This is a genomic window from Paenibacillus sp. SAF-068 (assembly GCF_051967555.1).
Lineage (GTDB): Bacteria > Bacillota > Bacilli > Paenibacillales > Paenibacillaceae > Paenibacillus.
The window spans coordinates 187,369-200,835 of the sequence record NZ_JBQCJX010000006.1; the positions used below are offsets into that span (position 1 = coordinate 187,369).

Annotated in this window: 7 protein-coding genes and 1 riboswitch; of the genes, 3 read left to right on the forward strand and 4 right to left on the reverse strand. The window is 45.7% G+C overall.

Translation table 11 applies throughout. The features are described from left to right. The first annotated feature begins 123 nt into the window (after positions 1-123). Positions 124-4,647 (forward strand): SpaA isopeptide-forming pilin-related protein, encoded by a 4,524-nt coding sequence (locus ACTHPG_RS24775; RefSeq protein ID WP_440392002.1) that lies wholly within the window; start codon positions 124-126, stop codon positions 4,645-4,647. A gap of 134 nt (positions 4,648-4,781) precedes the next feature. Here the strand turns inward: ACTHPG_RS24775 and ACTHPG_RS24780 are convergent, their stop codons facing one another. From ACTHPG_RS24780 to ACTHPG_RS24790, 3 genes are all read right to left on the reverse strand, one after another. Continuing rightward, on the reverse strand, positions 4,782-5,423 hold the full coding sequence (locus ACTHPG_RS24780; protein WP_440392003.1) for a class D sortase: 642 nt from the start codon (positions 5,421-5,423) through the stop codon (positions 4,782-4,784). A gap of 235 nt (positions 5,424-5,658) precedes the next feature. After that, complete coding sequence (locus ACTHPG_RS24785; RefSeq protein WP_440392005.1) at positions 5,659-7,137, reverse strand: amino acid permease; 1,479 nt, start codon at positions 7,135-7,137, stop codon at positions 5,659-5,661. A gap of 116 nt (positions 7,138-7,253) precedes the next feature. Next, positions 7,254-7,469, reverse strand: a riboswitch (Lysine riboswitch). A gap of 147 nt (positions 7,470-7,616) precedes the next feature. After that, positions 7,617-8,759 carry a virulence factor gene (locus ACTHPG_RS24790; protein WP_440392007.1) on the reverse strand — a complete coding sequence of 381 codons (1,143 nt, stop codon included), beginning with the start codon at positions 8,757-8,759 and terminating at the stop codon, positions 7,617-7,619. Positions 8,760-9,005: 246 nt separating this feature from the next. Here ACTHPG_RS24790 and ACTHPG_RS24795 point away from each other — a divergent pair, with 246 nt between their 5' ends. Beyond that, positions 9,006-9,425 carry a hypothetical protein gene (locus ACTHPG_RS24795; RefSeq protein WP_440392009.1) on the forward strand — a complete coding sequence of 140 codons (420 nt, stop codon included), beginning with the start codon at positions 9,006-9,008 and terminating at the stop codon, positions 9,423-9,425. Positions 9,426-9,473: 48 nt separating this feature from the next. Here the strand turns inward: ACTHPG_RS24795 and ACTHPG_RS24800 are convergent, their stop codons facing one another. After that, positions 9,474-10,172 carry a response regulator transcription factor gene (locus tag ACTHPG_RS24800; protein ID WP_440392011.1) on the reverse strand — a complete coding sequence of 233 codons (699 nt, stop codon included), beginning with the start codon at positions 10,170-10,172 and terminating at the stop codon, positions 9,474-9,476. A gap of 344 nt (positions 10,173-10,516) precedes the next feature. On the opposite strand from ACTHPG_RS24800, the gene ACTHPG_RS24805 reads away from it, so the two are divergent. Next, positions 10,517-13,363 (forward strand): ATP-binding protein, encoded by a 2,847-nt coding sequence (locus ACTHPG_RS24805; RefSeq protein WP_440392013.1) that lies wholly within the window; start codon positions 10,517-10,519, stop codon positions 13,361-13,363. Positions 13,364-13,467 lie beyond the last annotated feature (104 nt).

The following is a 13,467-nucleotide window of genomic DNA, read 5'->3' on the forward strand; positions in this document are numbered from 1 at the left end:
TTTTGCATTCTAATTCGGGATCAAAGCCGAAGGTTTATGCGTTGTCTATTTTTTGTATATGTCGCTTTGCTATTCTAATCTTCGGCGTATGCCAACACTACGTACGAGGAGGATATGCAAAAAATGAGGAAAAAAGTGAGCATAGTGATCATTGCTCTGTTGCTGGTCACGCAAATGATGCAGGGTTGGATATTTACACCAACGATGCATGCTCAGGATGAATTAACTAATTTGCCAGCCAGTGCAATGAGCGATACAGCGGTAGAAGATGGTTCGGCAGGTTCGGGAGAAGTGAAAGAAGATCCTGCCATTCCGAAAGAGGATAAGGATGCCAGTACTCCGGAAGATCAGGAGGAAAATACGATGCATCTGCTTGGTGCAGCTGCAGGTCCGGTAATTACAGATCAATTGATTACCAGTGTGCAGATGTACAATCAGGCACCGCAAGACAATGGGAATGGAACGATTGAAATCAAAGGCGATAAGATTGAGGATATTCGTCCACGCATTCAGGATGAGGTGGCTGTCGTCTTTACATGGGGACTTGCAAATGACACCCACAACTACAGCGATGGTTCCACGTATACCTTCAACTTGCCTGATAAATTCATCATAGGATCACAGCTAAAAGGGGATCTGGATGGCGGTGTTGGGGAGTATGTGGTGAATCCAGACGGCACAATCATCTTTACCTTTAATGAACTGATCGAGCATGCGCAGCTGGAAGGCAGCTTCTACGTGTGGATTAAGTTCGATGAGAGCAAGATGGAAGATGGATTGAAACAAAAGATAGACTTTAGTTCCGTGGGGCAGGGCATCATTGATGTGCATTTTGCCAACACAGCCATAGATAAGTTGAAGAAGTCGGGAAGCGCAAACAAAAACAACTTCAACTCGGATGAAATTAAATGGACCGTGGACTTTAACCAGGGTGAGAAGGCATTGAAAAATGCGGTTCTTACGGATACTTTTCCAGCAAATCTGGAACTCAAGGGAAATATCGAAATTCGCGAATTGGAAGTGCAATTGAATGGATCTGTAAAAGAAGGTCCAGTGGTTCAAACGGAACCACAGTTTCCCATTCTATTGGGAGACACCGATAAAGCCTATCGTGTAACCTATACGACGAGTGTTAAAGCACCAACCACTGCTCCATTCACCAATGTGGAGGTTCAAAACCAGGTTGCGCTTACAACGGATCAGAGCGAGCATAACGAGACGGATATTGGCCGAGTTCGTGTGAGTTTTAATGAGCCCTTGAACAAGTCAGGGCAAGATAGTGCGTATGATCCGGTGACACAGACGATCACATGGAAAGTGCAGTATAACTACAATCAGCAAGAAATCATGCAAGCGAATGCATGGATTGAAGACCGTTTTGATACGGCCAAACAGCAACTAATCAACAATTCAGTCAACGTGTACCAAGTGGATATTAATGCAAGCGGAACGGCTTCGAATCGGACATTGATCAATCCTAATGAGTATACACTTGAAGCGATAAATACAGGATTTGACGACGGTTTCAGATTACATTTTAAGAACGACATTAACAAGGCTTATGAGATCGAATATGCTACACAATCCATTCATCGTGTTTATACAAATGATACCATTACGAACACAGTGAACATGTATGATGGCACTTCAAAAACAGGCCGGAAAGACATTCGGGAAGTCATTTTTGCAAAAAGCGTAAAAAGTGAAAACTTCAACACAAAAGAAATCGAATGGCAGATGGTTTTGAACCGTGATTTGCAGGACATGACGGATATCGTCATAACCGACAATTACGAAGGCAGACACATGAAACTGATTCCGGGTAGTCTGCAGATTAGTGGTGTCAACAAAGACGATTTTGAACTGACTCCAGACCCGGCAGATCCAACGTATGAAAAAGGGTTCTCCTTTCGCCTGAAGGACGGCGTTACTATTAACACGGAACATGTTATTACCTATACGACAAGCTTTGACCCGACGGCAGGTATGCCAACGGATAACGAATATCGCAACTCGGCCAAGATTAATTGGGAAGAGTCCGATGTAGCACAGACAGCGATTACCAAATCGGCGATGGTCAAACCGCAGGAGTACACCATTCAAAATGGTAACAAGAAGGGCGAATACAGCGCCAGAGACAAAACGATCACGTGGACAATTGATGTAAACTACAACTTGTTCGATATACACGAAGCCATCCTCAAGGATGCCTACACGGGTAACCAATCTTTTGTAGATGGTTCATTGAAGGTTCATGAGCTGGTATTGCAGGGAGAAAATAATGTTACTGCAATCGGTGACGAGGTTACGCTGACAGATGGACAATTCCAGCTGAACACGGACGGTAAAGGTTTTGCATTGGATCTGGGTAACATCGGCAAAACAGCTTATCGCATTCAGTATCAAACGAGCCTGGATGGACCTTATTCCGTCGAAGGCACGTATGCCAACCAGGCTGTACTAACCGATGGTGAGGGCGGTGAAGAGCGCTTTAACAGATCAGCGAGCGTCACGCCAGCTCACGGTGGTGTGTATGTACAAAAAACAGGTCAACAGATCGGTACAACGGATAAAGCATCATGGACGGTAAACATCAATCCAAGTCAATCTTATGTTCCAGCGGGTACATCATTAACGGATACCTTGTCGGAGAACCAAATTTTATTGGCCGATTCATTGAAATTATATGCAACGAACCTGCCTGCTAACAATTCAGGCAATGTATCCAACAAAGCTGGACTGGTTGATCCGGCTGATTATGAATTGATCGTGGAAGGCAATACATTTACCTTCACCTTCAACAAAGATATCCATACGGCATTCATTCTGGAATATCAGTCCTATATTAATGCCGATCATGGCGCTCGAATTGAGAATAAAGTTGAATTCGCAGGTCAGTCTTCCTCAGTGGTGGGCGAAGGCAATCAGGTAGGCATCAAAGTTTCATTGGCTGGAGCGGGTGGAGGAGCTTCCACTGGTCTGGGCAAGATTAGAATTCACAAAGTCAGTGATACAGGGCTTCCACTGGAAGGTGCGATATTCGCAATCTATAATGCGTCTGGAACTACACTCCTGGAAACATTGAAACCAACGGATGAGAACGGAGTAGTCGAAAGCTCCAGAAACTATCGTTTGAACAATCTGACGAACGGTGTACCTTATACGTTAAAAGAATTATCTGCACCGGCAGGATACTTGGTTGATCCAGAGTATGGCTCTGCCTCAGGTAAAACGATTGAATTCAAGGATGCGGATATCGCCTTTGAAATTGAAAATAAAAAGATTCGTCAAGGCTTCGAATTAACCAAGGTAGATGCAATTGACTCATCCAAGAAGCTCCAGGGTGCAACGTTTGAATTGTACTTGAACAATGGCGCAACCCGAGAGAAAATAGACGAGTTAACGACAGGGGAAGATGGGAAAATCGCCAAAGGGGATCTCTTGCCTGGGGATTATGAACTGGTCGAAGTTGGGGCACCCGAGTTTTATCAGTTGGATGCTACCCCGATTCCCTTCACCATTGTAGAGAAGCAGACTCAGATTATTTCACTGACGAAGACGAATGAAATGGGGACGGGTGGTAAACTTGTCGTTACCAAAGTCAATGCGAAGGATCAATCCGTATTAAGTGGAGTTGAATTCGAATTGCGTGATCACTCCAATGCGATCATTGATACGAAAGTAACGGATCTGAACGGGGTCATTGAGTTCAATGGACTAACCTATGGTTCATACACATTGGTAGAGACCAAGGCAGAGGGCTTTGTTATTGAACAGCCCGAGACACTTGTATCTATTATCAAACCGGAAACTCAATTGACCATTGAAAATAAAGAAAATGATCGTTCCGTGAAATTGATTAAAACCAATTCAAGTCGAACTCAGCATTTACAAGGCGCAGTGTTTGAATTACGGGCTCAGACTGCATTGATGGATGCAAATGGGAATTGGGAGTTCCACAAGGTAACAGGCCTGGATGAAGCTACACTGACAACCAATCAACAAGGTGAAATTGTACTTAAAAACCTGGATATCAATAAATATCAGTTGGTTGAAATAAAAGCACCTAACGGATATGTCTTAGACACGACACCCATACCATTTGAAATTACGAATACACAAACGGAAGCCGTAGTTGTGGAAAAAACAAATCAGGCTATCCCGGTATCGGGTGGTGGATCGAGTGGACCTTATAATCCCGGAACACCTACTACAGGAGGAACACCAGATCCGGAGAAACCAGTAACACCGGGACCGGAAACACCAGGAACGTCTATCCCAGGCACAGTTGTTACTGGTCCTACTGAACCTGAAGACGGAACCGAAATTCCATCAGATGAAGATAACGGAGTTGCTCCTCCTTCACCTGGCGTCTCCAACGGTGACGACACTGCACCTCCAGTGGGGGATACAGAAACACCGGATGGGGATGGTGCACTGGCACCTCCTGCTGGAACGGATACAGATGGATCACAGGGGACTGGAAATGCTGGATCACAACAGACCGGAAACTCTGCATCACAGGGAATGCTGCCGAAGACAGGCGAAGAGAGCACACTGGCTTTCACGTTTACAGGCATGATGCTGATGGCATTGGGTAGTCTGGGATACGTCTACTTCCGACGTAAACAACAGCTTCAGCGCTAGATCGTAGCACGTCATGCAGGAACCGATAATTATATTCAAATAAAAACACCCTCTAGCTTTCACACGTGACCCAGGGTCACTGTGTGAATATACTAGAGGGTGTTTTTTTTATTTCTTCTGAACCTTAGGGAGGATCAAAATCCGGCAACCTCCGGATTCACCTCAATAGCTCTTACAATTAGCCGATGTGTTGGATTGACGAGTGGATCACAGGTAATCAAAGTAAGGACCTGTCCAAGTCCGGGATCTTCCAGCACAGATAAGTCATTTGGCTCCACAACGGATATTTGATCCACCTTATATTGAATCATCGTTCGATCTGCCAAGGTGACTTCCATTAAATCGCCAATCTGTAATTCTCCCAGGCGATTGAACAGTCGTCCTTTTTTATGGGCGCGATGGGCGGCAATGGCGGCATTACCTTTGTTCCCAATCTTAGCGGTTTCGACAAGGTGGGTTGCAGCTACCTTCATGTTGTTCTCCGTGGCGCCCTCCAAAATCGGTAAGCGGACATCAATCTTGTCAATGGAGAGTACCCCCAACGTATCCGAAGATTCGTCTTGTACTATATCTGTATTGTCAGTAGTTGGCTCGGCGGAAGCTGTATCCTGTATACCTTGTTCGAAGGCGTGATTCAGCTTGGACAAGCCGTTTTGCAATTGCTCCAGATCGTTCATCACACGGGTTTGCTGCCAGTCATAATACGTGTCCCGCAGGAAAGGAAAGCTGATGATCACGATGCCCAGCAGAATGAGCAGGATAGAGAATTTTTTCATTATGCGTCAACTCCCGTTGTTCAAAGAAAAATAGTATACCTTTCTCTATTTTACTGACGGACCTATACAAAATATGGACAAGGACAAAAGGACGAGGAGGTACAGCATATTCGAAGGGGGCCGACCCCAAAAAAACCTCCCCGTATCGCTACAGTAGGAAAACTGCAACGTTACGGGGAGGTTTTATTATATGGGGTCAGATTGTAACCGTAGATGATGGTATACGTTGGAGCGACTATTTATCAGCTGGTGCATCGGTAGGTGTGAAATCACATTCCTTCAGTGGTACCACTTTGGTCTTTTTGATCCATTTGTAACCGAGCCACAACACCAGGAACAGGGGTACACTCAGGTAGGCAACGATGGCTCCACTCCAGTCGATCGTGTCACCCGTAAATGCCTGATAGTTCTGTCCAATGATTACGATAATACACAGGACAAAAGCAAAGATCGGCCCAAACGGGAACCAACGTGCACGGTAAGGAAGATCGTTCAAGTCCCTGCCTTGTGCAACGTAGGCACGACGGAAGCGATAGTGACTGATCGCGATACCTAGCCAAGTGATAAATCCGCACATTCCGGATGCATTCAGCAACCAGGTATAAACAATGCCATCGCCGAACAGGGAGGCAAGAAATGCCAACATGCCAACGGCTGTTGTCAGCAGCAAGGCATTCATGGGAATGCCTTTTTTGTTCAGCTTACCGAGGAAACGAGGAGCTTTACCGTCTCGGGCAAGGGCATAGAGAACCCGGCTTGAAGCATACATGCCTGAGTTACCAGCCGAGAGTACGGAAGTTAGAATAACCGCGTTCATGACGGAAGCCGCAATGGCGAGTCCTGCTTTCTCAAACACCAGTGTGAACGGGCTGACACCGATATTCTCCAGATCTCCTTTGAGCAGATTCGGATGAGTATACGGGATGATCAGACTGATCACGGTAATCGCCAAAATGTAAAAAATCAGAATGCGCCAGAATACCTGACGAATGGCACGAGGTACATTTTCGCGCGGGTTTTCACTTTCCCCGGCAGCTACCCCGATAAGCTCGGTACCTTGGAATGAGAATCCCGCAGCCATGAATACCCCTAACACGGCGAAGAATCCACCATGAATGGGTGCATCACCGATGGTGAAGTTGCTGAAACCAACGGCTTCTCCGCCCATAATACCGAAGATCATGAGCACACCAACGGCCAGGAAGATGATCACGGTAGCTACCTTGATAATGGCGAACCAGTATTCGGACTCCCCGTAGCCTTTAACAGACAGGACATTCAAGGCAAAGATCAGTACGAGGAACAGTAAGCTCCATAACATGGATGAACTGTCGGGGAACCAGTATTTAATAAGGACTGTAGCGGCAGCAAGCTCTGCTGCAATGGTTACCGCCCAGTTGTACCAGAAGTTCCAGCCCATCGCGAACCCGAGAGCAGGATCGACAAAACGTGCGGCATACGTATTAAATGAACCGGAGTCCGGCATAAAGGTTGCAAGCTCACCAAGGCTGGTCATGAGGAAATAGACCATGATGCCAACGGCCGCATAGGCAATTAATGCTCCTCCAGGGCCTGCGGTTGAGATGGCGGTGCCACTTGCGAGAAACAGCCCGGTACCAATCGAGCCACCGAGGGCGATCATCGTCATATGGCGTGCGCGTAATCCTTTTTTCAGGGAAGGTCCAGTTGTTGTTGGGTTACTGCGGTCTTGCATGGAAACACTCCTTCATTCGATATACTGATGTTTGCGATAATTGCTTCATAAACAAAAAGACCACAGGCATCAGCCTGCGGTCTTTAATATTTCAATGTCCGCACCATGTCCCAGATGATTAAGATAGCTCAACACAGAAGAATTCATACCTTTGGATAAAGGAAATGTACTTCCGTGACAGTTCTGCGCCTTTCGACAGCAGCCCCAGCCCACCGGACCATATAAGGAACGTCCAGTGAGCTTCGGCGGGTACACCTTTCGGCTGATATCATAAGCGGCTCCTTAGCGCCTCCTTCAGCGTACTGATCGCACCCGCGACCTCTACCTCACCATCAATGGATGAGGTGTATCTATTGTCTATGAAATTATGATCAACACAACTTAACACGATGTGTCCTGTTTAGTAAACAGACAATCAGTATAACGCGCATGGTTTTCCAGTGCAATAACAATTGTTGGATGTGAGGTTTGAGGGACGACTATTCCTCTTTCTTGTTCCGGCCAGCCATCTGCTGCCATACCGTTCCGGCAGCCTGTTCGCCCGATTCGATTCGCTCCAGAGCCATCTTGGCCTGTAGGCTGACTTCGAATTCGGGATCATCAGCTGCAACTCGCAACGCTTGCTCTGCTTCTTCAGTTCCGACCTCATAGAGAAAACGTGCTGCACGCCAGCGTACAAGTTTACTTTTATCGGATAACGTGGCTGTCATAGCTGGAGTGGCGGCGGGGTCACCGATGTCGGACAAAGTGTCACCAGCAGTACGGCGTACCGCAGGAGAACTGTCCTGAAGCGCTTCATACAGCAGTTCCATCGCTTCCGGTGTACGAATGTCACCCAGGTATACCACGGCCAAGCGACGTATCTGCATTTTGTTATCATGCAGGGCATGGGCTACGAGTGGAAGTCTTTCCGCTGTAGGCTCCATGCCGTCAAATGCCGCATATCGAACATTCCAGTCTTCACTCCGTAAAGCCTCTTCAAGCTCAGCTCCGTCCAATTCGCGACGGCGCTCGACGAACTCTTCGGATTTGCTACCATGTTCAATGGCTTGTTGGATAACCTGCTCCAGCCGTTCCGGCGGGTAAGCCGCTTCCAATTCCTGCTCGACTTCACGTGCGATGTCCGGTAACTCGCCATATCGAACGCCGTAATCACTCAGTTTGCGTTCTTTGATCATCGTCGCACTGGCGACTTCCGTTACGGCTTTGACAAAGCGGTCGGACAGTGAGATTCGTTCTTCCTTGGAACCAGCTTTGACCCTGATCTGCATGGGCACGCCACGGAAGAACTGCACAAATACCTGTGCTTCCCCAAAGTGTTCGCCTGAACCATCTTCGGACTCAATCCAGTCAAGATCGATGCCTTGTTGTCCAAGGCGATTTTGGACTTCGCCCAGGATAACGGACCAGTCGGCATTCCCTTTACGATCAAGTGCCACGAAGTCTGTCGTGTGGAACACACTCTTTACACCGGGAATATGAAGCATCTGGCGAATGAACGCCGGAGCGGACCGTTCGTTGTCCAGTGTATATGTTTTGCGAATTCCGTCTTCCAGACGTTCATCGAGATGCAGCATCATCGTGTTTGGACTGGGTGTTGGTTCAATGGATACAATATTCATCAGTGTAACCTCCTATAATACCAGATTCATCCTTCACTCCCCGTAAATTAAATCACACGGGTATTTCTCTATTTTACATCAATGTGTGGAATCTGCGAAATCATCCACAAGTGGAGTGGACGTAACGACTAACACGTAATGTGAAGAAGTACGAAATTTGTTAACACTTCTTTCATGTTCACGCACAAACATTCTTAAACGTAAGTTGGCACAATATAAGATAAGAATCAACTGGAGGTTATGTCTATGGAACCAATTACCGTGCTCTCGGATGGAAAACGTCGTATTGCATATGAGGATATTATTCAATTGTTCAAGAACTGGATTGAGGAATCAACTTCTGGTTCTGCAATAGAAACACATCGGGGAAGTTGGGAAAACTCCCGTTATTGTATTGTTGATTATCAGATAGCCGAAGAAGCGGTGTCAGCAGCAAATGCTATTCGTGCCTTTATGCCGCAGATTCCGTTACTTGTCATTACGGATTTCAAATCCCTTATTCGGAAGCGCCACCTGCAACAGATTACAGGCACAGGTGAGATGAAGATGATTCTCTGGAGCGAGCAGAGCCCGGATCATCTCATCAAGGATATGGAACAGTGGTTGCATTCGTCGTCTGCCCATAAATCACAAATAGCCATACCGCCCATCTTGTCCATGAGATAAGAGAGGGATATGGCCAAAGGTTCTTAACTTCCTAACACTGCGATTGAATTAGATCACGTATTTATAGCCTGTTCCCCAAACCGTTTTAATATAACGTGGGTTCTTGGGGTCAGGCTCAATTTTTTTACGCAGACTTGAGATATGAACATCAATGGTACGATCCAGATAGGCGCGTTCGGAGCCTTTGATCCGATCCATCAGTTCATTACGGGTGAAGACTTTACCGGGATTTCGGTACAATTCCTTCATAATCTCAAACTCAATATGAGTGACCTCGATTTCAATGCCATCCACAAACAGGGTTCTTCTGTACTCATTCACATTCACATGTCCAGTAACCTCTGCCTGCTTGTCTTCTTTTACCGGTTTATCCTGATAGGAAATAATAGATCTTCGCAGCAGTGCTTTAATCCGAGCATCCAACTCTTTCAAACTGAATGGTTTGCACAGAAAGTCATCCGCACCATTATGCAATGCGCGAAGTCGATCATTCAGCATGGTACTTGCCGAGATCATCAGGATGGGTACAGTGGAGTGCTGGCGAAAGGCTTCTACGAGATCATTTCCATCCATTTCAGGAAGCATGAGATCCGTGACAACAATATCCGGTTGGAATTCTGGAAACAGTTGAAGTGCCTCGCGGGCATGATGAACCCGTTCAGTGATGTATCCTTCCTCCTCAAGAAAGAAAGCAATCATGTCGGCCAGATTTTTCTCATCTTCTATAAGAAGTACTTTGATCGTCATAGGGTCACACTCCTGGTGAAAAATAATATGTTAAGAAAATAATAAAAAAACAAACTCAATTGTGAATAAATACCGCAAATTTTTTAATGTTTCTATCCCAAAATATAGGATGTATATGTAGAGGAGAACTACGATTTTTGAACGAACTTCAATATTTTAGCATGGATGTGGTTAGGTTGCCGATCAATCAGAATTTCCCAAAGCTACATGAACTACTAATTACAGTATAATGGATCAGAACGATTTAAGGGGAAAAAAGTAGATTGTATCCGCTTAAGTTTATAGGGGGAAGCAATGTTGTTGTTGAAAACTAAAGAAAAAATGATCCATGAGGGCAACTACATATGGATCGGATAAAGGCAAGACAAATGCTGGATTGGGTAGTATTAAAGCTGAGAATACCTTGGATTGGGACCACCATTCTGATCATTCTGGGATCATTAAGCACTATTTTTCCGTTAACTTTATTCTATGGTGTACAGTTTATGATTGGGAGTGCGGCAGCACTCGTTGCTCTACGTTTGCATGGGGCCATCTATGGATTTATTACCCTTACAGTCATTCATCTGCTGAGTACTGTCTGTGTTGGCTTCCAGCCGCACAATTTATCTATAATGCTTGCCCATTTCATGGAATTGATCTGGATGTTCGTTTGGCAGATTCGGTGGAAAAATGGCAGCTTAATCAAGGCTAATGCTGTCTTTTGGGTAGTCATGTTGCTTCCCGCGATCTATGCCGGACATTTTATTTTGGGTTTGAATATAAACGATTTGAAATATGAGTATATGTATATTGCCGTGATTGGTATGGTGAATGCGCTGATTGCGGGAATTGTAGTCGATTTCTGGATCACCACGGGTGAACACAAATCCAAGCGGACAGGAACCATTCCTCTCACAAGAATCGCGTTTAAATACGTAGTCGCCTTTGTGGTATTTGTTTCTCTCATGCTTTTATCCGCAGATAGCCGCAGACAATTGACTCAAATGAATGATGCCATATTACGTGATATGAAATATGCAGCGAGTGCGGTTACTCAGGATCTTGATGAAGGGTATGTTACCTCCGAGAATATGGAGCAGAATATGGCGCGTTATCACCATCTACTGGGTGTGAATGTGATTCTGCTGAATCGGGATGATACCGTCGTCGCTTCTGGTTTGAATACACTCCAGGCAGGCGAGTACCTGGACATGGACAGATTCAGTCTCTTGAAGTCGAGAGATAACCTCATTCTGTTGAGTTCAGCAAATATCCATTACAGTGATGTATTGAAGCATTGGAAACAAGCCTCTTTTATCTATGAAGCAGAAATGACAAGAATAACACCTTATCGGGTGTTCATTGTAACCGACTCGTCCAAGTATTACCCCCGAATCGAATCGATTTATCTGACTACGCTGCAATCCCTGTTTATCATCATCCTGACTTCAATGATTGTAGCGGCTCCGCTCAGCCGTAAGGTCGTTAGCCCGCTGTTAAGGCTGACCAGGATGACAGGCTCTCTGCCAAGACTGCTGTTTCGCAATGGAAAATTGGAGTGGCCAACCAGCCATGTAACCGAAGTACAGATTCTTATTGGTAATTTGCGCAAAATGGCCGATGTGCTGCTGGAACAATTTGAACAGATTCGTCACGACAAACTAACGCTGGAAGACAGGGTCATAGAGCGGACCAAGGAACTCAAGAACAGTGAAGAGGTCAAACGTGCCATTATTGAATCCTCTATTGACGCGATTATCGCTGTGGACTCCAATGGGCTGATTGTTGAGTTTAATCCGGAAGCCGAAAGAATGTTTGGATTGCGCCGGGAAGAAGTGATCCTGCAACAGGAAGCGCCGTCTCTTTTCCAAGGGGCAAGTTGCATGGAGATCAAGAAATTGTTGGAGCGATTCGAATATGTGGAAGGTAAAAGATACACGATCGTAGATGAAATTTCGGGAATTCGCCGGGATGGTTCCGTCTTTCCGATTGATTACAAAATTGTTGAGATTCAGCTCGGCAAAAATGAGACGTTATACAACCTGTTTATCAAGGATATTACAGAGCGGACCAGAGCGGAAGAAGATCGTGTGCGTCATGCTCTTGCGCTGGAGAAGCTCAACTCGGAGTTGTTCAATGAAAAGATTGCCATTCAGGAACAGCGAGATATCAGTGAGCAATTCATTGAATCCGTACGGGAAGGGCTCGTGATGTCTGATCGATCAGGGACCATAACCATTGTCAACCGAAGGATAGAAGAGATGTTTGGCTTGGGTGATTTCCTGGGCAGATCTATTGAAGATTTGGCGCAGGCCATTGATACGATGGTGTTAACAGACAACTTCAACCTGATGGAACAGACGAGAGCATTCCTGAACGGAGAAACAGCTTTTATTGAGACCGAATTTATATTTAATAATGTGGATAAAAGTGTATTTTCCCTGTATATGAAGCAGATGGATGTCCCGGGCAAAAACCATGGTTTTCTATTGGTGTTCCGTGACCGGACAGGAGAAGAACGGCTGGATCGGATGAAGAATGAACTGATCAGTGTGGTATCTCATGAGCTTCGAACGCCTGTAGCCACCATTATGGGATATGTGGAATTAATGATGATGTATGACCTTCCGGCAGCTCAGCAGCAGGAATTCATGCAGACCATCGCTTCGGAGGGCAAGCGGCTGAGCAGTTTGCTCGATGACGTACTCGATATTCAGCGCCTCGATAACGAGGGCATGGCTTACCATATGACGTATGTACCGCTGGTTGAGTTGGTAGAAGGGGTTGCCGAACAGTGGAATATGAAGTCCGCCCAACGTATCTATGTGCATACGTTTAATGGAGACTTTTTTGCCTACGCTGACCAGAACAGGATGGTTCAGGTTCTGCATAATCTGGTGGGCAATGCAGTCAAGTATTCTCCGGGAGCTGATCGGATTGATGTTACGTTATGGGAAGAAGAGGAATGGTTATGTCTTGATGTGCGTGATTACGGAATAGGGATTGCGGAGCAAGAGAAGGACATGTTATTCAACAAATTCTATCGAGTGGATAATTCGGATCATCGGCAGATTGGTGGAACAGGAATCGGGTTGTACATTTCCCGAAAAATTGTGGAGGATCACAAAGGAACGCTGACCTTTATATCTGCACCGGGCAAGGGAAGTACGTTCAAGGTACGATTGCCCAAGCAGGACGTATTGGTTTGAATGTAATGATGGATGAAGAGATGCATTTCCTATTTTATGAACATTGTTGATGTATGAGATCTATGTATAGAGCCTTTGCCCTTCAGCGCGTAAGCGTGATAAGG